This is a genomic window from Rhizobium leguminosarum bv. viciae, from assembly GCF_012276115.1.
Lineage (GTDB): Bacteria > Pseudomonadota > Alphaproteobacteria > Rhizobiales > Rhizobiaceae > Rhizobium > Rhizobium leguminosarum_T.
Map to the genome: position 1 here is coordinate 1 of NZ_WIEU01000015.1, position 21,147 is coordinate 21,147.

Consider the following 21,147-nt stretch of genomic DNA (forward strand, 5'->3'; position numbering starts at 1 on the left):
GGGCTGGTAAGCTTTCTCGCTTGACCTTTTAGCCCCTGGCCCTTAACCGCCAGACAGAAAAGGAAAGGGTGGCGCATGAAGGTTCTGTTGATCGGATCGGGCGGACGCGAGCATGCGCTCGCCTGGAAGCTGGCGCAATCGCCGTTGATGAGCGAATTCTATGCCGCGCCCGGCAATCCCGGCATTGCCGAACATGCCATCCTCGTGCCCTTGAATATCGAGGATCACGAAGCGGTCGCGGCCTTCTGCAAGGACAAGGCGATCGATTTCGTCGTCGTCGGCCCGGAGGCGCCGCTGGTTGCCGGCCTCGCCGACCGGCTGCGCGCCAATGGCCTGGCGGTCTTCGGTCCTTCCGCTGCCGCAGCCCAGCTCGAGGGTTCCAAAGGCTTCACCAAGGATATCTGCGCCCGCTACGATATTCCGACAGGCGCCTACCAGCGCTTCAACAATGGACCGAAGGCGAAAGCCTATATCCGTGCCGAGGGTGTGCCGATCGTTGTCAAGGCCGACGGCCTTGCCGCCGGCAAGGGCGTGACGGTCGCGATGACGCTGGACGAGGCGCTGGCCGCGGTCGACGACTGCTTCGAAGGCGCCTTTGGCGCTGCCGGCGCTGAAGTCGTCGTCGAAGCCTATCTCGATGGCGAGGAGGCGAGCTTCTTCTGTCTCTGCGATGGCAAACATGCGCTGCCGCTCGCAACCGCGCAGGATCACAAGCGGGTGGGCGAGGGTGATACCGGCGTCAATACCGGCGGCATGGGCGCCTATTCGCCGGCGCCTGTGATGACTGCCGAAATGGTCGAGCGCACCATGAAAGAGATCATCGAACCGACGATGCGCGGCATGGCCGAGAGCGGCCATCCCTTCTCTGGCGTCTTTTTCGCCGGGCTGATGATCACCAGGAACGGGCCGGAGCTCATCGAATACAATGTCCGCTTCGGCGATCCCGAATGCCAGGTGCTGATGATGCGGTTGAAGAGCGATCTGCTGCCGTTGTTGCTCGCCACCGCCCACGGCACGCTCGATCAGGTCAAGGCCGAATGGAGCGACGATCCGGCACTGACGGTGGTCATGGCCTCGAAGGGTTATCCCGGCGCCTACGACAAGAACACGCCGATCCTCTCCCTGCCGGATGCAGGCGAGGGCGAAAAGGTGTTTCATGCCGGCACGGGTCTGAAGGATGGCGCATTGGTTGCGACCGGCGGCCGCGTGCTGAGCGTCACCGCGTCAGGCGGCACGGTCGCCGAGGCCAAGGACCGCGCCTACGCGCTGCTCGACAGGGTGAGATGGAAAAACGGCTTCTGCCGGCGCGACATCGGCTGGCGCGCGATCGAGCGCGAAACCGGCTCGGAATGAGCATAAACCGCCGCATTTTATAAATTTTTACCCTTTCCCCTGACGGGATGGAAACAAAGCTGCGCTAATTTGCTCCGAAGATGAGACGGAGTAACTTTGATGCGTCAGATTTTCCTCGGTGCGGCAATCCTGCTGATGGCAGGTTCTGCGATGGCGTCCTCGATCGAGGTGGTCGGCAAGACCGCGCCGTCCGCTGAAGGCAGCATCGTCACCGAAACCTGCGCCCATTGCCCGCCGCTCCAGGCCGAGCTGACCAAGAAGGACTATACGGTGCCGGAGCTGAAGCCCGGCGTCCTCCAGGCGAGTGAAATCCGCGATGTCGGCGGCGAAAAGAAGATCTATCGCACCGAAGGCTGGATGGGCGGCTCGCCCGTCGTCTTCGTCAGCAAGGCGACCCCGGAAGCGATGCTTGCCGCGGTGCCTTCCGCCCCGCCTGCAGACGGCATCGACATGAATGCGACGACGGCGGCTGTCATCGGCGGCGACGCCAAGCCCGTTGCCGCCGGCATGGCGGAACAACCGGCAGCCCTTAACGTTTCCGAATTCAAGCTGCGTTTCTAAAGCATGTCGCGCAAAAGTGCGCGGCGCTTTAAAACCAAAATTCCCTGCCCCTGCCTGATCAAGGTTTCGATCGATTGGGGTTCCACCACCGGTGGACCGAATGCACCCTCGATGAGCAGCGAGGGTGCATTCTTGTTTTGATATGCTGAGATCCGGCGGTTTTGCTTTGTAATTTACCCCTCGATTTTTAGGGAAACTCGCGCCGCGAACAATAAAGTTAAAGCTTTTTTATAGGGTGAGCATCAATTGTTCCTTACCCGGTCGCAGCATGTTTGTTTTAGCAGCGGTAGACGCGTCCTCTTTTTGGCGCGCTCGCACAGGCGGTAGAAAACCGCACCGGAATGCAGCCATCCATTCCCGTTGCGAGGCGTTATGAAAAATTTGAAGATATCGAAGCAGCTCATATTGCTGGTCGTCGGCCTGATGATCGCCTTTGCGATCGCCACCTCCCTGCAGATCCGCTCCTCGGTCGATGCGATCTACAAGGAGCGTTACGACATGCTGCGCGCCGAGGTTCAGTCGGCGGTCTCCGTTCTCAAGCTTTACCAGGCCAAGGTCACATCAGGCGAAATGACGCTGGAGGATGCCCAGAAGCAGGCCTACACCACCGTCAACGGGATGAAATACGATCCGGACGGCTATTTCTTCGGCTATAGCTACGACGTCCAGATGATGTTCCACTACGATGCTGCGAAAGTCGGGCAGAACCTGAAGGCTCAGCCGGACAGCAAGGGCAAGCTCTATCGCGAAGAGCTGGTTAAGCTCGGGCAGCAGGGCGGTGGTCTCGTTGAATATTATTCCACCAGCAAGCCGGGCCAGCCGGCCGGCGATTACCGCAAGACGGCCTATGGGCAGGCCTTCGAACCCTGGAAGGTCGTCGTCGTCACCGGCGTCTATATGGACGATCTCGATGCGCAGATAAACAGCACGATCCTGACTGCACTGTCCGGCAGCATCGTTCTGTTCTTCCTTGCCATGGCCGCCGCCTACTTCGTCATTCGCGGCATATCGGGACCTCTCAACAACGTCCATGCCGCCCTGAAGGCGGTCTCGGAAGAGGACGTTTCCATCGCCATCCCGCATATCAGCATGAACAACGAAGTCGGCATGATGGCCAAGGCGACGCTCTCGCTGCAGGAAAAGATCAGGGAACGCCATCAGATGTCGGATCGCGAGGCGGCCCAGCAGCTGGCGCTGGAAAGCGAGCGCGAAAACAACTTGCGCCAGCAGCAGGACGAGGCAACGCTGCAGGCGCGGGTGGTGACGACGATCGGCCAGGCGCTGGAGATGATCGCCCGCGGCGATCTCACCGTCCGCTGCGCCGATCTCGGCCAGAAATACGCCGCCCTTCGCGACAACTTCAACGATGCGCTGTCGCATCTCGAAGCCGCCATGGCCAAGGTCAGCGCCAAGGGCACCGATATCGGCACCAGCAAGGAAGAGATCCGCCGCGCTTCAAACGAGCTGTCGCAGCGCACCGAGCGCCAGGCCGCCAGTCTCGAGGAAACCTCGGCCGCACTCGATGAACTCACAGTCGCTGTCCGCCAGACGGCCGACGGCGCCCATGAGGCGAGCAAGCGCGTCCACGCGGTCAGCACCGAAGCCACCCATAGCGATGCGATCGTCACCCAGGCGATCGAGGCGATGAGCGGCATCGAGAAGTCGTCGTCGGAGATCACCAAGATCATCGGCGTCATTGACGAGATCGCCTTCCAGACCAATCTGCTGGCGCTGAATGCCGGCGTCGAGGCGGCGCGTGCCGGTGAAAGCGGCAAGGGTTTTGCGGTTGTCGCCCAGGAAGTCCGTGAGCTTGCCCAGCGCTCCGCCGCTGCGGCCAAGGAGATCAAGGATCAGATCGCCCGCTCCTCCAGCCAGGTCGACCACGGCGTCCGTCTGGTCGGCGAGGCAGGCGAGGCGCTGAAGCGCATCTCCGACCAGATCAAGGCCGCCAACGAGATCGTCGCCAAGATCGCCCACAGCGCCTCCGAGCAGGATACGACGCTGCGCTCGATCTCGTCGTCGATGAACCAGCTCGATGCCGCCACCCAGCAGAATGCCGCCATGGCCGAGGAGACCACGGCATCGGCAGAGACGCTGGCCAGCGATACCGACGAGCTGATCGACCTTATCCGCGGCTTCCGCGTCAGTGGCGAAAGCGCTGCCCCGGCCATGCATCAAGGTCGCCGTGCCGCTTAAACGGCGCGGGGACAATAAGATATTTTATCACGAAATTCTTAACGGCCGTCGGTTCTCCGGCGGCCGTGCCATTTGGACCCCTACTCCCCGATCTGGTCGATCAATTGCTCGATTTCGTGATCGGAAAACACTTCGACACCGGCCGCTTTTAGCGCCGCCGCCGTCACGCCATTACCGGCCTGCTTGCGGCCGGAAAACGTGCCATCATAAATGAAACCGGATCCGCAGGACGGGCTGCCGTCGATGAGCAGCGCATAATGGCAGCCGGCTTGCAGTGCAAGCGTCACGGCATTCTTGGCAGCCTGCAGGAATTCTTCCGTCACATCGGCGCCCGTCAGCTCGACAACCCGCGCCTTGCCGGCCAGCACCTCTTCGCCGGTTGCCGCCTCTGCGATCTCCGCGGGCGGCCGCGGCACCGTCATGCCTGCCGACATCTCGGGACAGATCGTCACCAGCCGGCCCTCGGCCCGCCATGTCTCGATCGCAGGGTGAAGCAACGGCTTCGCCCGCCCGTCATAGCGGACGGCGTGGCCCATGAGACAGGCGCTGACGAGAATCTTGCTCTGCATGTCTGCATGAATACAGCCGGAGTCGCGGCAATGCCAGCGTTGGATAACCGCTCTTCAAGGGACAGCGAACCGCCCCTTGCATGTTCAAACTGCATCCATTGATGATGGGTGCGACCGCCAAACGTATTTAATCCCAGCACCCACGTGGCAAGCGCCCCGTTCGTGCTGGCAACATCACCCCGAAATCTTCGAGAAGTCCGCAACTGTTCCCGTCGCTTCGCGGATCAGCCGCAGCAGGGCGAGGCGGTTGGCGCGGATGGCGGCGTCCTCGTCATTGACGAGCACCTCTTCGAAGAAGCGGTCGACCGGGCCGCGCAGCTTGGAGAGCGCTTCCATCGCCGAGCGGAAATCCTCACCCGCAACGGCGTCCGAGGCGTCCTTCGAGGCGCTGGAGATTGCGGTGAAGAGCTCCTTCTCGGCGTCGAGCTTCAGAAGCGCTGGCGAAACGCCGTCGGCGATCACGGTGCCCTTCTTTTCCTCGGCGACGAGCAGTTGCGTCGCGCGTTTGGTGCCGGCAAGCAGGTTCTTGCCGTCTTCCGAGGTGATGAAGGCCGTCAGGGCTTCGACGCGGCGCGCCACCATCAAAAGGTCGTCGGCATCTGAAGTCAGCACGGAGTCGATCAGATCGTGGCGGGCGCCCTGGTCGCGCAGATAGACCTTGAGACGGTCGTGGAAGAAGGAGAGCAGGTCGCCATCCCTGGTCGTTGCCAGCAGCGGCAGGCGGATTCTTCGCTCCAGCAGGATCCTGACGACGCCGAGGGCGGCACGCCGCAGTGCAAACGGATCCTTCGACCCCGTCGGCTTTTCATCGATCGCCCAGAAGCCGATCAGCGTATCGAGCTTGTCGGCAAGGGCGATCGTGATCGCCACTCTGTCCTCCGGCACGCGGTCCGACGGACCCTGTGGCTTGTAATGGTCCTCGATCGCGGCGGCAACGGAGGCATTCTCACCCTGCAGCACCGCATATTTGCGGCCCATCAAGCCCTGCAGTTCGGGGAATTCGCCAACCGCTTCGGTGCGCAGATCGGCCTTGGCGAGCACGGCGGCGCGATCGATGAGAGCCGCGTCGGCGCCGGTGATATCAGCCAATTCCTTGGCGAGCGCGCGGATGCGGGCGACGCGCGCGCCCTGTGTGCCGAGCTTGGCATGGAACGTCACGTCAAGCGCATCGAGCTTGGCCATGCGCTGGTCGAGCGGCTTGTTGATGTCGAGGCCGAACTTTGCCGCCGAAGCCGTGAGCGTCTCGAGATCCGGCAGGTTGCCCTGGTCGCGTTTCCAGAAATGCAGCGCGTCTGAAAGCCGGGCCCGCACCACCTTGCCGTTGCCGTGGACGATTTCCTTGCCGCCGTCGCTTGCCTGGATGTTGGAAACGAGGATGAACTTGTTCGACAGCGTCTCGCTGCCGTTCGCGCGCGTCACGAAACACTTCTGGTTGGTCTTGATCGTCAGCCGGATGATTTCCGAGGGGATCGAGAGATAATCCTCCTCGAAACTGCCCATCAGCACCTGCGGCCATTCGACGAGGCCGGAGACTTCCTCCAGCAGACCTTCGTCTTCCACCAGCTCGAGCCCGTTGGCAAAGGCGATGTCGCGGGCATCGTGCAGGATGATGTCCTTGCGCCGCTCGGCGTCGAGGATGACCTTGGCCTTTTCCAGGTTCGCCGCATAATCGTCGAAGCGCCGCACCGTGATCGCCTCGGGCGCATGGAAACGGTGGCCGTAGGTGATGTTGGAGGCGGTGAGGCCGTCGATCTCGAAGGGAATGACGGTGGTCTCTTCATGCTCCGGGCCAAAGGTGCAGACGATCGACTGCAGCGGCCGCACCCAGCGCAGCGCGCCGGGCTTCGACGAGGCTTTGCCCCAGCGCATCGATTTCGGCCAGGGAAAATCGCGGATGATGCCGGGCATGATATCGGTGACGATCTCTTCCGTCGCGCGGCCGGGCTTGGAGATGACCGCGACGTAGAAATCGCCCTTCTTCGGATCGCTCACCACCTGCGCCTCGGAAACCGAGGAAAGGCCGGCGCCGCGCAGAAAACCTTCGATCGCCTTCTCGTTGGCGTCGGTGCGGGGTCCCTTGCGCTCCTCGCGCACATCGGCCGAGCGTGCCGTCAGGCCATGGATGTCGAGCGCAAGCCGCCGCGGCGTCCAGTATTCACGCGCGCCCTCGTAGGACAGGCCGGCTTCGACAAGCGCATCGGTGACGAGCTTCTTCAGGTCGCCGGAAGCCTTGCGCTGCATGCGGGCAGGAATCTCTTCGGAGCGCAGTTCGAGAAGAAGGTTTGGCATGTCAATCTTTTCCTTGCGCCCGCGGGCAGGGCGATCCAAAAACGTTGCTTCTGCTAGCAAAGAATGGCGCATCTGCACAACCGCAAAATCGCCGTCTTTCCGGCATGCTTATCCTGTGGATCGGCGCTCGGCCGTAAACTCCAACATTGCCTTGCCGCTTTTCGCCGCTATGGTCCCGCCACCTTTGTCGAAACAGGAAATCCCCAGGAACCCCATGGCCGCAGACCTCCGTTTTCTCGCAGCCCGCATCTCGGCCGAAATCAGCGCCCGGCCCGAACAGGCCAAAGCCGCCATCGAGCTGCTCGACGAGGGCGCAACCGTGCCCTTCATCGCCCGCTACCGCAAGGAAGTGACGGGCGGGCTTGACGATACGCAGTTGCGCAACCTCGCCGAGCGGCTGGTCTATTTGCGCGAACTCGAAGCCCGGCGCGACGCGATCGTCGAATCGATCACCGGCCAGGGCAAGATGACCGACGAGCTGATGACCAAGGTCGCAGGCGCCGAAACCAAGGCCGAGCTCGAAGATCTCTATCTGCCCTACAAGCCGAAGCGCCGCACGCGGGCCGAAATCGCCCGCGAACGCGGCCTCGGCCCGCTCGCCGAGACGATCCTTGCCGACCGCGCCAGGGAACCGGCGGTGTTGGCCGAAGGCTTCATCACAGCGGATGTGCTCGATGTGAAGACGGCGCTCGAAGGCGCGCGCGACATCATCGCCGAAGGCATTGCCGAAAATGCCGACCTGCTCGGCAAGCTGCGCGCCCATATGCGCCAGGCCTCGCTGCTGAAGGCGAAAGTCGTCGACGGCAAGCAGGCGACGGGCGAGAAGTTCTCCGACTATTTCGACCATTCCGAACGCTGGGCGACTGCGCCGGGCCACCGCGCGCTCGCCATGCTGCGCGGCTGGAACGAGGAGGTGCTGACGCTGACGATCGAGGCCGACGCCGAGACGATCTCTCCGAACAAGCCGGTCGAACGCATGATCGTGGCGGCCTACGAGATCGGTGCGAGCCGTCCCGGCGACCGCTGGCTGATGGAGGTCGCAAGCTGGACATGGCGCGTCAAGCTTTCCATGTCGCTTTCGCTCGACCTGATGCGGGAACTGCGCGAAAGGGCCGAAGAAGAGGCGATCCATGTCTTCGCCCGCAATCTCAAGGACCTGCTCTTGGCAGCGCCCGCCGGCTCGCGCGCGACGATGGGTCTCGATCCCGGCATCCGCACCGGCGTCAAGGTCGCCGTCGTCGACGGCACCGGCAAGGTGGTGGCGACATCGACCGTCTATCCCTTCCAGCCGAGGAACGATGTGCGCGGCGCCCAGGTCGAACTCGCATCGCTGATCCGCAAGCATAATGTCGAGCTGATCTCGATCGGCAACGGCACCGGCAGCCGCGAAACCGAAAAGCTGGTGGCCGACATGCTGGCCGAGTTGCCGGCGCCGAAGCCGACCAAGGTCATCGTGTCGGAAGCCGGCGCCTCGGTCTATTCCGCCTCGGCGACCGCAGCGGCGGAATTTCCCGATCTCGACGTGTCGCTGCGCGGCGCCGTCTCCATCGCGCGGCGCCTGCAGGATCCGCTGGCCGAACTGGTCAAGATCGAGCCGAAGTCGATCGGCGTCGGCCAGTATCAGCATGACGTCGACCAGCAGAAGCTGTCGCGTTCGCTCGATGCCGTGGTGGAAGATGCGGTGAATGCCGTCGGTGTCGATCTCAACACCGCCTCTGCGCCGCTGCTCTCGCGCGTCTCCGGCCTCGGCCCGTCGATCGCCGATGCCATCGTCCGCCACCGCGACAGCGAGGGCCGTTTCGAGACGCGAAAGGATCTGCTGAAGGTCGCCAGACTCGGCGGCCGCACCTTCGAGCAATGCGCCGGCTTCCTGCGCATCCCCAACGGCAAGGAGCCGCTCGATTCCTCCTCGGTGCACCCGGAGGCTTACGGCGTAGCCAAGAAAATCGTCGCCGCCTGCGGCCGGGATCTGCGCGCGTTGATGGGCGACAGCGCCGTGTTGAAATCGGTTGATCCGCGCCAGTTCATCGACGAGAAATTCGGTTTGCCGACGGTCAAAGATATCATCGCAGAGCTGGAAAAGCCCGGCCGCGACCCGCGTCCGAGCTTCAAGACCGCGACCTTTGCCGAGGGCGTCAACGAAATTTCCGACCTGGAGCCCGGCATGGTGCTCGAAGGCACGGTGACCAACGTCGCCGCCTTCGGCGCCTTCGTCGATATCGGCGTGCACCAGGATGGTCTGGTGCACGTCTCCCAGCTTGCCGATCGCTTCGTCAAGGATCCCCACGAGGTCGTCAAGGCGGGTGATGTCGTCAAGGTGCGGGTTGTCGAAGTCGATGCCAAGCGCAAACGCATCGGTCTTTCCATGCGCCGCGACGACGGCTCATCAGCGCCGCCACCGCGTGGTGATTCTCGTCCAAACCAAGGGTCGAGGCCGCAGAACGAGCGCCGGCCTGCGGCTCAGAAACCGGAGAGCCAGGGCGCCTTCGGCGCGGCACTGGCCGAAGCCATGAAGCGAAAATAAGGGTTTAGTGGGCATTTCGGCAAAAATGCAACAGTTTGGCAGCGTTCTGAACGGAGTGCTAAATCCGGCGCTTGTAAGGCGAAAGAGAGCTATTAAGTTGATGTGACTATCCTGTCACATTTGCGAGGCGTCCATGGCGTCGGCATTCTTATCGATCGTCCAGCAAATCATCCGCAAGGGTTCGTTGAAACTGACCCTTGCCAATGGCGAGACCCACACGATCGGCGACGGCACCGGTGAAACCGTTGTCGCCCGCCTTGCCGATCAGGAGGCCGAGGACGCCATCCGGCGCGACCCGACCATGAAGCTCGGCGAAATGTACATGCAAGGCCGGTTCATTCTCGAACAGGGCAACATCTACGATTTCCTGTCGCTGGTGAAACAGAACACCACCAACGAGATTTTCGATTTCAAGATGGCGGCACTGCTCCTCGGCCGCATTGCCTGGCAGCAGCTGAAGAGCCGCGTGCCGGTCAACCGCAACAAGCACAATGTCGCCCATCATTACGACCTGTCGGCCAAGCTCTTCGATCTTTTCCTCGACGAGGACTGGCAATATTCCTGCGCCTATTTCGAGCCGCCGGGCATTGGTCTCGATGAGGCGCAGCTCGCCAAGAAACGCCATATCGCCGCCAAGCTTCTGCTTGAGCCGAACCTGCGCATCCTGGAGATCGGCTCCGGCTGGGGCGGCATGGGCATGTACCTGACGGAGGCGACCGAAGGTGCCGAATTCACGGGCATCACGTTGAGCGAAGAGCAGCTCAAGGTCTCGCGTAAGCGCGCAGAAAAGCGCGGCCTTGCCGACCGGGTGCGTTTCGAACTGCAGGACTACCGCACCATGACGGGCAGGAAGTTCGACCGCATCGTCTCGGTCGGCATGTTCGAACATGTCGGCATCGGCCATTACGGCAATTTCTTCCGCAAGGTATCGGATCTCCTCGACGACAATGGCGTCATGGTGCTGCATTCGATCGGCCGCCCGAAGCCGAGCCTTGCCACCAATGCCTTCATCGAGAAATATATCTTCCCGGGCGGTTACATCCCGTCCGTCGGCGAGGTCGTGCCGCCGCTCGAAAAGGCTGGGCTGCTGGTCAAGGATATCGAAATCCTGCCGATGCATTATGCCTATACGCTACGCCATTGGCGCGAGCGTTTCGTGGCGCGCAAGGCCGAAGCGGTGGCGCTCTACGACGAGCAATTCTTCCGCATGTGGGAATTCTATCTGGCCGGTTCCGAAATGGGCTTCCGCTGGGACGAGCTCTTCATCCTGCAGATCCAGATCGCCAAGAACCAGTTCGCCGTTCCCGACAATCGCAATTACATCGCACGCAACGAAGCGAAGCTGAAGGAATTCGAGGCGAGGCGCGCACCGCTGGAAAAGGTGACGTTCTGATCCCGCGGAAGTGCCGCTTCCGCTGGCGCTTTTGCCGAGGGACGGATTCTCATGAAAGGACGTGCCGATGAGCAATGCGTTTCCCGAGATCTACTTGGTCCGCCACGGTGAAACCGAATGGAGCCTGTCCGGGCGCCACACCGGACGCAGCGATATTCCCTTGACGGCGAACGGCGAGGCCGCCGCCCGCAAACTCGCCGACCGGCTGACGGGCCTTACCTTCTCCGCCGTCTGGTCGAGCCCCTCCGAGCGGGCCCGCAAGACCTGCGCGCTCGCCGGATTCGGATCGGGCGCGGTGATCAAGGACGATCTCGCCGAATGGGACTACGGCGCTTATGAAGGCATCACCACCAAGGCGATCCTTGCCGACCGCCCCGGCTGGCATCTCTTTCGCGATGGTTGCCCGAATGGCGAAGTCGCCGCCGATGTCGGCGCCCGCGCAGACGCCGTCATCCATGCGCTTCGCCAAACGGCCGGCACCATCCTGATCTTTTCCAGCTCGCATTTCCTGCGCGTCCTCGCCGCCCGCTGGCTCGGTCTGCCGCCGGAAGGCGGCGCTCATTTCTCGCTCGATACGACGAGTATCAGCGTGCTCGGCTACGAGCACGATCTGACCGAGCCGGTCATCCGCCGCTGGAACCAGAGATAGGTTGGGAGCAGGTTTGCCGAGTTCGATAGCAGATGCCATCAGCCTTTCATTAGCGCCCTTTGTTTCGCCGTGGTTAACATTGGGGTAACGACATCAGGATAGATGTAGCGAGCGCCGCCCTCCGCGGCTTTGTTTTTGCGTTTTCTGGAGTGCGGACGTGTCTCATCGATCAGTCGTATCGATCTCTCTGGCTATTGCCCTTTTATCCGCTGGTTCGGTGGCCGCCTAGGAAAGCGGCCAGCATTTCTGGTCCGGCGACTGGTATCTGAGCGTCGGCGTCGCTGGCTTCTCCGCCCCGAAATTCGAGGGCTCGTCGCACTATGAATTCAAGTTCAGCCCGCTGATCTCGGTCGGTCGCCAAGGTGCTGGCCCGCGTTTTTCCTCGCGCAACGACAATCCTTCCTTCGCCCTCATCGACAAGGGTGCCTTTCGTGCCGGCATCGTCGGTAAATTTGTGCCGTCGCGCGATGATGGCGACGGCAACGAGCTGAAGGGTTTGAAGAAGGTCAAATGGGGGGCGGAAGCCGGCGGTTTCGTCGAGGTTTACCCGACCGACTTCCTTCGCGCCCGCGCCGAAGTCCGCCAGGGCATCCGCGCCCATGACGGCATCGTCGCCGATCTCGCGGTCGATGCCTTCACCGATATCGCCCCCGACCTGCAACTATCTGGCGGTCCGCGCGCGACGTTTGCCACCAGCGGCTATTACGATGCCTATTACGGCGTCAACGCCAAGCAAGCGGCGGCAAGCGGCCTTGATCCCTACAAGCCGTCGTCGGGCATCCAGTCCTATGGCGCCGGCGCGGCGCTGACCTGGAAGGCGACGGAAAACCTCTCGGCCAGTTCCTTCCTCGAATATAAGCGGCTGGCGGGCCCTGCCGCCGACAGCAGCCTCGTGCGCGAGCGCGGCTCGAAGAACCAGGTCCTCATCGGCGTCTCGGCGACCTACAAGTTCAATTTCTCACTGCAGTGAAAACGCGGCTGCGCATCTCTTTCAGATGCGCAGCGCTGTAACACTTTGAATTACCGCATAATTTCATCCTTGGATCGATTCCGATCCAAGGAATGAACAAATGGCGGCGCAATGATCACTTCTTGACCGCATCGACGGCCCGCCGCTAGATGAGCGGCATGCACGACACCGGCGACTTCAACGATCGCGTCTCCGACGCACCTTCCGACAACTGGGTCTACCGGATCCTGCCGCGATGGCTCTGGCCTTATGCGCAGCTCGCACGCTGGGATCGCCCGATCGGCTGGCAGCTCTTGATGTGGCCGTGCTTCTGGTCGGCGACACTTGCTTCCAATGCGGCGATCGGCGAGGGGATCTATTCCGGCAGCTTGCTGGTGTCTCACCTGTTCCTTTATTTCATCGGCGCGGTCGCCATGCGCGGCGCCGGATGCACCTATAACGATCTCGTCGACCACGAGATCGACATGGAAGTGGCGCGCACGCGGTCGCGTCCGCTGCCCTCCGGCCGCGTCACGCGCGCCCACGCGAAAATCTTCATCGGCTTGCAGGCGCTGGTCGGCCTCATCGTGCTGCTGCAGTTCAACTGGCTCAACGTCTTCCTCGGCGTGCTCTCGCTCGGGATCGTGGCGTTCTATCCTTATGCCAAACGGTTCACCGACTGGCCGCAATTCTACCTCGGACTAGCCTTTTCCTGGGGCGCGCTGATGGGCTGGGCCGGGATTATGGGCGGCCTCTCCTTTGCCGCCATCCTGCTCTATGCCGCCTCCGTCGCCTGGACGATCGGTTATGACACGATCTATGCGCATCAGGACAAGGAGGATGACGAGCTGATCGGCGTCCGCTCCACCGCGCGCCTGTTCGGCGACAGGACGCGGCAATGGCTGATCGGCCTTTACGGGCTGACGCTGGTGCTGATGTTTATTGCTTTCGCTCTCGCCGGCGCCAACCTCATCGCTTTCCTGGCCTTGCTCGGCGCCGCCGGCATGTTCGCCTGGCAGATCGTGCGGCTCGATATCAACGATCCCGACCAGTGCCTGGCGCTCTTCAAATCGAATAACCGCGTCGGCCTGATCATCTTCTTCGGCCTCTTCGTCTCGCTGCTGTTTGCCATTCCCTGATTGGGACGGTGGATGAAACAATAAACCCGGCGCGGGCGCCGGGTTCAAAATGGTATTGCCAAATCGGGACTTTTGCGATTTCGCTTAAGTCCGGGCGATGATTTCCTTACCTTCGATCTTCATGGCGACGCCCAGCCGACCGGTAGTGCGGCGCACGAGGAAGCGCGGACGGCGGTTGGCGAAGTAGGAATGGCGGCGGCGCGGCTTGAGGTCGCTGGTGCGCAAGGCGCCGATGTGATCTTCGAGCGGCCGGGCGACGCCGTCGGCCTCGACCATCAGCATCGGAATGCGGAAGGCCTCCGACCAGCTTCGCCAGTCGGCAGCAATGTCGCTGAGATCATGGGCGACGAGCAGCGGAATGCAGAGCTCCGGATCGGTGTGATGGAGTTCGAGAGTGACCGTGACATCGCCGTCGCCATGGTCGATGGCGCGGGCGGCGACGCCCTTGAAAACGCGCTTCGGCAGCGCAATCGAGAGCGGCAGGCCGCTGGAGGGAAGGATCTTGCGCAGGACCGCTCCGCGTTCGTCTATGGTGATATTGACGTCATCCGAACAATCGTGGATGGCGTAGCTGACCTGCTGGGGAAAGCGGGACGGATCGAGGCGTAACGTCGTGCCAGCCCAGGCGGGCTTCATAACGGGATTGTTCATTTCATTCTACCCTTGTCTTACCTGAGAGCCGATTTCCGGTCTTCTCCTTGGGACTTTTCGTCCTCTATGGCCGACAATAGGCAGCCGCCGTTCCGTACAGCTTAAAAATTGCGGTTAAGAAAACTTTGCCTCCTCTGATGGTTATCAAAACCGAATCCGGCAGGGTTTCCGGAAGGTGAACGATGTGGTGTCCTGGAATGATGCATCCGGAGGTAAGCCTCAGGTAAGCTTTCCATGGCAAAATGTGCTCACCAGCATTTCGTCGTTCTTTTAGAGATTTTGCCGAAAAGGGCGCTTTCCATGATCACGGCTTCCCTCGCTTACACGATCCTGTCGCGGGACATGACGTCGAGCCTCAACAGGGTCGCGTCGCAGACGACGGTCAAGAAGGATGCCCAGTACTACGCCGACAACATCAATAAGGTCACCGACGTCGACGACTTCCTTGGCGACTACAAGCTCTATAGCTATGCGATGAAGGCCCATGGCCTCGAGGACATGACCTACGCCAAGGCCTTCATGAAGAAGGTGCTGGAAAGCGATCTCACCGATCCCAACAGCTACGCCAACAAGCTTTCCGATACGCGCTACCGCGAATTCGCCGCCGCCTTCAATTTCAACGCGCCGGAGAAGGACGTGCAGACGGATGCGCAGGAGGACGAGCTCATCGGTCTCTACAAGCAATCCTTCGCCGACGCCGAAAAGGCCGCGAACGCCGAGAGCACCTATTACAGCAACAATATCGATAGCGTGCAGAGCGTCGACGATCTGGTCAACAACACCCGGTTGCGCACCTATGTGCTGAAGACCTTCAAGATCGATCCCACCTATGCGTCGAAGGATTTTCTGCGGCAGGTGCTGACCAGCGATCTCAGCGACCCCACGAGCTTCGTCAATACGCAGGGCGGCGACAAGTACAAGGCGCTTGCCGCCCAGTTCAGCTTCAACGCCGACGGCACCGTCACCGGCACGGCCCAGACCGCCGCGCAAAAGGCCTCGGTCATCGAGTCCTACACGCTGAATTCCCAATCGGTCATCATCGACAATTCGGTCGGCTCCGACGTCTACTACGTCGGTAAGACGGCGGCCGAATACAACAAGGCCTATTACACCGCCAAGATCGGCACGATCACCAATGTCGACGATCTGGTCGCCGACAACCGGCTGACTTCTTATATCAAGACAGCCTACAGCATGGGCGCCGACTTTACCGCCGCAGCGCTGCGCACGGTGCTGACCGACCCCGGCTATGCCCAGCTGATGGGCTTCACCAACGTCTACAATGCTTTCAATTTCAAGGCGGACGGTTCGACGTCGAACACGGCGCGCGCTCAGTCTATCGCCCAGGCGAACAATCTGCAGTCGGCTGCGTCGAACACCGGCAGTTATTATACCTTGACCTCGCAATCGAGCAGCATCACCAATGTCGACGACCTGCTCGCCGACAACGTGCTGGCGCGCTACATCAAGGATGCCTATGGTCTCGGCACGAATTTCAGCAATGCCGACCTCAAGAGCATTCTGACGGATCCGGCCTATGCCGCGGCTCAGGGCCATGCCGGCATCAATGCCGACTTCAATTTCCAGGCGGACGGTTCGATCAACGGTTCGGTGATACAGACCGAAGCGCAGCGCAAGTCGACCACCGACAAGTCGGCGGCGAACGCAGCGCATTTCAAAGGCATGATCGGCAATGTCACCAATGTCGATGGCATCATGTCGGATGCCGTTGCCGTCAGCTACATCAGAAACAGCATGCAGATCGCAGACAGCGTCTCTGATGCGACGTTGAGGACCTTCTTGGTCGATCCCGCGGCTGCCAGCGCCCAGGGCTATAGCGACGTCCACGATCTTTTCAATTTCAAGACGGACGGTTCTGTCGCCACCCTTTACGCCTCGCAAAGTGCCTCGCAGAGCGCGAGCACCACCAGCAAGGCCAATGATGCCGCCGTCTACTATCAGGCGACCATCGCCGGCATCTCGGACGTCGATCAGTTGCTGGCGGACCAGAAACTGAACAATTTCGTCCGCAACGCCTTCGGCATCCCGTCGACGGTCAGCGATCTCGATCTCAGGAATATCCTGACTGACCAGAGCGGCACCGGCACTTATGCCGACGTTGCTGCTGCCTTCAACTTCAAGGCGGACGGCACGCTTGAAGATGGTATGCAGGCGCAGACGGCCGCCCAGATCAGCAATACGAAAATTAGTGCGACAGCGCGGACCAACGACTATTCAGCACGGATGGGGGAGATCGCCAATGTCGATGATCTTATTGCCGATGACGGCATCACCAATTTCCTAAAGAGCACTTACAATCTGCCGTTCGATATCTCGAACGCCGACCTGAAGAGCATTCTGACCGATTCGACGGCCGCTGCAGCAGCCGGCCACGCGGATCTCAATGCCGACTTTAACTTCGCCGCCGATGGATCGCTTCCTGTCGTCAGTTCGGTCCAGACGGCCGATCAGGCGCAGACCACCAACGACAATTACGCGGCGCGTTATGACGACGAGCGCGACGAGGCGATCGACGAGGTCGCATCCAACTACCAGAAGCTTATGGCCGACAGCAGCAGCCTGCTGAATTTCTCCGACGTCGACAGCGTCAATGATTTCCTGCGCAGCAATTCGTCGGCCGATTTCAGCAAGAGCAACGACAATCTGCCGGATCTCTTCCATGTGGCGCTGCAGGCTTTCGGCCTGACCGACCAGGAGGTTTCGCGTTCGATGATGCGCAAGATCCTGACCAGCGATGCCTATGATCCGAACGGCTATGTCGCTTCGCTCAAGGATGAACGCATCACCAACCTTGCCCGCGCCTTCAACTTCGGCCCCGACGGCAAGGCGGCATCACCCTTCCAGGCGCTGCCTGACGCGACAATGGCCAAATACGCCACCGACTATAGATCGCATATGACCATGCTGATGAAGGACGGTCCGGTAAAGGACAAGGCGGCGAAGGATGCGACGGCGGAAGTTGATTATTTCGCCAAGGGCATGGCGAAGGTGAAGTCGCTCGACGATTTCCTGAACGACAGCCGGCTGACGGATCTGGTGCTGAAGGCGAACAACCTCGACCCGAAGAATTACGACAAGGCTACGCTGAAGAAGATCTTCACCTCCGATCCTGACGACAAGAAGAGCTACCTCAACGCCACCGCCGATGCGCGCTTCAAGGATATCGTTGCCGCCTTCAACTTCGATAAGGACGGCAATCTCACCCGTGCCAAGATCGGCACCATCCAGAACAAGGCCGCCGAGGAACACACCCAGGAGCTCTACGTCCAGCAGACGATGGAAGCCCAGGAAGGCGAAAGCAATGACGGCGTTCGCCTGGCGCTCTATTTCAGCCGCAAGGCCTCGAGCATCACCTCGATCTATGGGATCCTCGGCGACAGGGCGCTTTATCAGGTCATCACCACAGCCTACAGTCTGCCATCGCAGATCTCGGGCATGGATGTCGCCAAACAGGCCGATCTCATCAACCGCTTCGTCAAGCTCGAGGATCTCCAGGATCCGAAGAAGGTCGACAAGCTGCTGCGCCGGTTCACCGCGATGTACGACGTCCAGAACGCCACCCAGCAGTCGCCGGCGCTGATGATCCTGACCAACGGCGGTACGCAGTAGGCCTGATGACGTGCCGGTCAACCTCACGGATCGAGGCTGACCACTTTTCCCGGGTTCATGATATCGGCAGGGTCGAAGGCGCGCTTGATGCGGCGCATCAACTCGATTTCGATTGCCGGGCGAATCGCCGCCAGTTCGTCGCGCTTCAACTGGCCGATACCGTGCTCGGCCGAGATCGAGCCGCCATGGGCAAGCACCAGTCCATGCACGATAAGGTTCATCTCATGCCAGCGGGCGATGAAGGCGTCCTTGTCGGCGCCGAGCGGCTGGGAAATATTGTAATGGATGTTGCCGTCGCCCATATGGCCGAAGGCGCAGATGCGGGCGCCGGGCATCGCCGCCATCACCGCTTCTTCGGCCTCGGCCATGAAATGCGGGATCTTCGACACGGGCACGGAAACATCGTGCTTGATCGATCCGCCTTCCGGCTTCTGCGCATCCGACATGCTCTCGCGCATGTGCCAGATCGCCTTCTGCTGGGCTACCGATGAGGCGATTGCGGCGTCGAGCACCAGCCCGGCCTCGAAGCCCTGTTCCAGCACGCCACTCATCATCCGTTCCGCCGTCTCGGCCGAATCCGACGTCGAAATGTCGATCAGCACATACCAGGGATAAGCCGTTTCCAGCGGATCGCGCACGCCGTCGATATGGCGCGTGGTGATCTCGACGCCGAAACGCGGCATCAGCTCGAAACCGGTGAGCGAGGCGCCGCAGAGGCTGGAGGCGAGGTTAAAGAGGGCAAGGGCGTCCGTCACCGAATTCAGGCCGGCGAAGGCGACCTGATGGCCGAGCGGCTGGGGAAAGAGCTTCAGCACCGCGCCGGTGATGATGCCGAGGGTGCCCTCGGCGCCGATGAAGAGATCACGCAGGTCGTAGCCGGTATTGTCCTTCTTCAGGCGGCGTAAGCCATCCCAGATCTCCCCGGTCGGCAGCACCACTTCGAGGCCGAGGCAGAGCTGACGTATATTGCCATAGGCAAGCACGGCCGTGCCGCCGGCATTGGTGGAAAGGTTGCCGCCGATGCGGCAGGAGCCCTCGGCGCCGAGAGACAGCGGAAACAGCCGCCCATGCGCCTCGGCTGCCTTCTGCACCTCGGCCAGGATAGCGCCGCCATCGGCCACCAGCACATTCGCCACCGGATCGACATCGCGAATTCTGTTCATGCGTTCGAGCGACAGGATGATATCGGACTTGCCCTGACGCGGCGTCTGGCCGCCGACGAGGCCGGTATTGCCGGTCTGCGGCACGATCGCCGTTCCGGTCTCCGTTGCAAGCTTCATGATATCCGAGACTTCCTCAACCGAGCCGGGTTTCAAGAGGAGAGGCGAGGAGCCATGATAGAGCCCCCGGTTTTCGATCAGATGCGGCGCGAGATCGGCTTCGCTGCTTAGCGCATACCTGTCGCCGACGATCACCCTGAAGCGATCGAGGAGTTCGGTGGAAATGCTGGAATTGCTCATCGGGCTCGGTCCTCCATCGTGATGCGCGGTTTTTCAGTCGCGGGGTGCGGCTGCCCGTTGCAGGCGGTCGTTGATCGCCTCGCCGAGCCCCTCCTCGGGAATCGGCGAAAAGGCGATGCTCTGAGCGCCGCTGGCATCGGCCCGCTTCATATAGTCGAAAAGATTGGCGGCAGCCTCTGCCAGGTCGCCTCGCGGGCTGAGATCAAGGACGATCCGCGCACTGTCCGCGCCGGAGACCACAGCGCTGCCGAAGGCGATCAGCGCTTCGCCGGATTCGACTGCCGTTGCATTGAGGCGCACGGAAGCACCCGGCGCGTAATGGGAGGCAAGCATGCCCGGCGCCTCGATGGCCGCCGATGCCGCCTTCGCCCGCAGCAGTGGCTGGCCTGCAACACGCTCGATCTCGCGCGCCGCCAGTCCACCCGGCCGAAGCAGCCTGAGTTGGCCACCCTCTGCCTTGACGATCGTCGATTCGACGCCGACGGCACTCGGGCCTGCGTCGAGGATCAGCGGGATTTTCGCCCCGAGATCGGCTTCGACATGGGCAGCGCTCGTGGCGCTGACCCCGCCCGACGTATTGGCGCTGGGGGCTGCGAGCGGCCGTCCGAAGGCGCCGATCAAAGCGCCAGCGAAACCCTTCGGCACGCGGATGCCGACGCTGTCGAGTCCGGCGGTCGCCAGCGAATGGATCGAGCTCTGAGGCTTCAGCGGCAGCACGAGGGTGAGCGGGCCGGGCCAGAAGACTTCAGCGAGCGCTCGCGAGACCGGGTCGAACTCGGCATGTTCTTCGGCCATGGCGAGGTCGGCCATATGACAGATCAGCGGGTTGAAGCGCGGCCGTCCTTTTGTCTCGTAGATGCGGGCAATGGCCAAAGGATTGGTGGCGTCGGCGGCAAGGCCGTAGACGGTCTCCGTCGGGATGGCGATGGCAAAGCCGTCGGCAAGAGCGGCTGAGGCCGCCTGCAGCGCTGCCTGCCTGTCTGTCGTGATATCGATCGTGCGTGCCATGTCCTGCCCGGTACTTGCGACTGCACCCTTGGCGCGTCTGAAGTGACGCGCGGCGCTGTAATTCCGGCAGTCATTAGGCTTTCCGCCGCCTGCGATCAATCGCTTTAGAGCTGCCGGATGATTTCGCGCAGCTGTTCGTTGCGGGCGCCGAGCAGCAGGATGTTGCGGATCGCCGCCTGCGGGTCGTGGGTGCGGAAGAGCAGGCCGTTGCCGCGCACCGAGCGGTCGATGGTCATCTTTTCCGCGGAGTCCTCGCCGGGTTTAATGGCGACGGCGAAATACATGCGGGAATAACCGACGTCGATGCGCTCAAAGAAATTGTCGTTGTCGCCGATGTCGGAATAGAAATTGGCGATGTAGAAGGCCCAGCTCACCTCTTCGTAATGGGCGAACTTCGTCCGCGCGGCGGTGACGTGGCAATAGCCGAGATGCGGGCTGTCCTGCAGCGTCCGGTGGAAGATCATCTTCGGAAACTGGATCGAGTGGTGAAAGCCGTTGATATGCTGATGCGTCTTCTCGCCGGCCACCTGCAGCTTGCGTCCGGTCTTCGCGGCGACCTCGTCATGGGTGAAATACCGCTTTTCCTCGGCCAGCCAATGCCGCCGCTCGCGGGGGATGCGGCCGGTGCGCAGGAATTCGGAATGGGCGGCAATCAGCTGCGGCTCTTGCGATCTGCTCGCATCTTTCGCGTCGAAATAACGGAGTCTGGCCATGGTTCGCGTTCTTCGGTCGGTCGGTGATCACCAGGAGGATAGGACCGTATGCTTAAGGCGATG

At 61.6% G+C, this 21,147-nt stretch carries 14 protein-coding genes and 1 pseudogene; 9 read left to right on the top strand and 6 right to left on the bottom strand.

Annotated features, from left to right (window positions below):
• The first annotated feature begins 75 nt into the window (after positions 1-75).
• The 3 genes from purD (at position 76) to GFM02_RS23340 (ending at position 4,110) form a co-directional block, all read left to right on the top strand.
• A complete protein-coding gene (gene purD / locus GFM02_RS23330; protein WP_168322927.1) occupies positions 76-1,353 on the top strand; it encodes a phosphoribosylamine--glycine ligase in 1,278 nt (425 codons plus the stop codon).
• 99 nt (positions 1,354-1,452) lie between these two features.
• Positions 1,453-1,914 carry a plant virulence effector HPE1-like domain-containing protein gene (locus GFM02_RS23335; protein ID WP_168322928.1) on the top strand — a complete coding sequence of 154 codons (462 nt, stop codon included), beginning with the start codon at positions 1,453-1,455 and terminating at the stop codon, positions 1,912-1,914.
• 372 nt (positions 1,915-2,286) lie between these two features.
• Positions 2,287-4,110, top strand: a complete 1,824-nt coding sequence (locus GFM02_RS23340; RefSeq protein ID WP_168322929.1) for a methyl-accepting chemotaxis protein — start codon at positions 2,287-2,289, stop codon at positions 4,108-4,110.
• 80 nt (positions 4,111-4,190) lie between these two features.
• On the opposite strand, the gene GFM02_RS23345 is transcribed toward GFM02_RS23340, so the two are convergent.
• Both GFM02_RS23345 and glyS read right to left on the bottom strand, forming a co-directional pair.
• Positions 4,191-4,679 carry a DUF523 domain-containing protein gene (locus GFM02_RS23345; protein WP_168322930.1) on the bottom strand — a complete coding sequence of 163 codons (489 nt, stop codon included), beginning with the start codon at positions 4,677-4,679 and terminating at the stop codon, positions 4,191-4,193.
• Positions 4,680-4,853: 174 nt separating this feature from the next.
• The gene (glyS, locus tag GFM02_RS23350) at positions 4,854-6,968 is read right to left on the bottom strand and encodes a glycine--tRNA ligase subunit beta (protein ID WP_168322931.1); all 2,115 of its coding nucleotides are present in this window, start codon (positions 6,966-6,968) and stop codon (positions 4,854-4,856) included.
• Positions 6,969-7,182: 214 nt separating this feature from the next.
• Between glyS and GFM02_RS23355 the strand changes: the two genes are divergently transcribed.
• From GFM02_RS23355 to ubiA, 5 genes and pseudogenes are all read left to right on the top strand, one after another.
• The gene (locus tag GFM02_RS23355; protein WP_168322932.1) at positions 7,183-9,492 is read left to right on the top strand and encodes a Tex family protein; all 2,310 of its coding nucleotides are present in this window, start codon (positions 7,183-7,185) and stop codon (positions 9,490-9,492) included.
• Positions 9,493-9,625: 133 nt separating this feature from the next.
• Positions 9,626-10,885 (top strand): SAM-dependent methyltransferase, encoded by a 1,260-nt coding sequence (locus GFM02_RS23360; protein ID WP_168322933.1) that lies wholly within the window; start codon positions 9,626-9,628, stop codon positions 10,883-10,885.
• Between the two features lie 67 nt (positions 10,886-10,952).
• The gene (locus GFM02_RS23365; RefSeq protein WP_168322934.1) at positions 10,953-11,534 is read left to right on the top strand and encodes a histidine phosphatase family protein; all 582 of its coding nucleotides are present in this window, start codon (positions 10,953-10,955) and stop codon (positions 11,532-11,534) included.
• 157 nt (positions 11,535-11,691) lie between these two features.
• A pseudogene (locus GFM02_RS23370) lies at positions 11,692-12,504 on the top strand (MipA/OmpV family protein).
• 158 nt (positions 12,505-12,662) lie between these two features.
• Complete coding sequence (gene ubiA, locus GFM02_RS23375; protein WP_168322935.1) at positions 12,663-13,622, top strand: 4-hydroxybenzoate octaprenyltransferase; 960 nt, start codon at positions 12,663-12,665, stop codon at positions 13,620-13,622.
• Positions 13,623-13,706: 84 nt separating this feature from the next.
• On the opposite strand, the gene GFM02_RS23380 is transcribed toward ubiA, so the two are convergent.
• Entirely contained in the window at positions 13,707-14,273 is a 567-nt protein-coding gene (locus GFM02_RS23380; protein WP_168305998.1) for a DUF6101 family protein, read from the bottom strand.
• Positions 14,274-14,573: 300 nt separating this feature from the next.
• On the opposite strand from GFM02_RS23380, the gene GFM02_RS23385 reads away from it, so the two are divergent.
• On the top strand, positions 14,574-17,903 hold the full coding sequence (locus GFM02_RS23385; RefSeq protein WP_168322936.1) for a DUF1217 domain-containing protein: 3,330 nt from the start codon (positions 14,574-14,576) through the stop codon (positions 17,901-17,903).
• 23 nt (positions 17,904-17,926) lie between these two features.
• On the opposite strand, the gene GFM02_RS23390 is transcribed toward GFM02_RS23385, so the two are convergent.
• From GFM02_RS23390 to GFM02_RS23400, 3 genes are all read right to left on the bottom strand, one after another.
• On the bottom strand, positions 17,927-19,363 hold the full coding sequence (locus GFM02_RS23390) for an FAD-binding oxidoreductase (protein ID WP_168322937.1): 1,437 nt from the start codon (positions 19,361-19,363) through the stop codon (positions 17,927-17,929).
• 33 nt (positions 19,364-19,396) lie between these two features.
• On the bottom strand, positions 19,397-20,371 hold the full coding sequence (locus tag GFM02_RS23395; protein WP_168322938.1) for an L-threonylcarbamoyladenylate synthase: 975 nt from the start codon (positions 20,369-20,371) through the stop codon (positions 19,397-19,399).
• Between the two features lie 104 nt (positions 20,372-20,475).
• A complete protein-coding gene (locus tag GFM02_RS23400) occupies positions 20,476-21,084 on the bottom strand; it encodes a DUF6656 family protein (RefSeq protein WP_131666095.1) in 609 nt (202 codons plus the stop codon).
• Positions 21,085-21,147 lie beyond the last annotated feature (63 nt).

Excerpts from the sequence above, each read along its gene's own strand:
- purD (WP_168322927.1), top strand. The coding sequence starts at position 76 with ATGAAGGTTCTGTTGATCGGATCGGGCGGACGCGAGCATGCGCTCGCC.
- GFM02_RS23335 (WP_168322928.1), top strand. The coding sequence starts at position 1,453 with ATGCGTCAGATTTTCCTCGGTGCGGCAATCCTGCTGATGGCAGGTTCT.
- ubiA (WP_168322935.1), top strand. The coding sequence starts at position 12,663 with ATGCACGACACCGGCGACTTCAACGATCGCGTCTCCGACGCACCTTCC.
- GFM02_RS23340 (WP_168322929.1), top strand. The coding sequence starts at position 2,287 with ATGAAAAATTTGAAGATATCGAAGCAGCTCATATTGCTGGTCGTCGGC.
- GFM02_RS23355 (WP_168322932.1), top strand. The coding sequence starts at position 7,183 with ATGGCCGCAGACCTCCGTTTTCTCGCAGCCCGCATCTCGGCCGAAATC.
- GFM02_RS23380 (WP_168305998.1), bottom strand. The coding sequence starts at position 14,273 with ATGAACAATCCCGTTATGAAGCCCGCCTGGGCTGGCACGACGTTACGC.
- GFM02_RS23385 (WP_168322936.1), top strand. The coding sequence starts at position 14,574 with ATGATCACGGCTTCCCTCGCTTACACGATCCTGTCGCGGGACATGACG.
- glyS (WP_168322931.1), bottom strand. The coding sequence starts at position 6,968 with ATGCCAAACCTTCTTCTCGAACTGCGCTCCGAAGAGATTCCTGCCCGC.
- GFM02_RS23360 (WP_168322933.1), top strand. The coding sequence starts at position 9,626 with ATGGCGTCGGCATTCTTATCGATCGTCCAGCAAATCATCCGCAAGGGT.
- GFM02_RS23365 (WP_168322934.1), top strand. The coding sequence starts at position 10,953 with ATGAGCAATGCGTTTCCCGAGATCTACTTGGTCCGCCACGGTGAAACC.
- GFM02_RS23395 (WP_168322938.1), bottom strand. The coding sequence starts at position 20,371 with ATGGCACGCACGATCGATATCACGACAGACAGGCAGGCAGCGCTGCAG.
- GFM02_RS23390 (WP_168322937.1), bottom strand. The coding sequence starts at position 19,363 with ATGAGCAATTCCAGCATTTCCACCGAACTCCTCGATCGCTTCAGGGTG.
- GFM02_RS23345 (WP_168322930.1), bottom strand. The coding sequence starts at position 4,679 with ATGCAGAGCAAGATTCTCGTCAGCGCCTGTCTCATGGGCCACGCCGTC.
- GFM02_RS23400 (WP_131666095.1), bottom strand. The coding sequence starts at position 21,084 with ATGGCCAGACTCCGTTATTTCGACGCGAAAGATGCGAGCAGATCGCAA.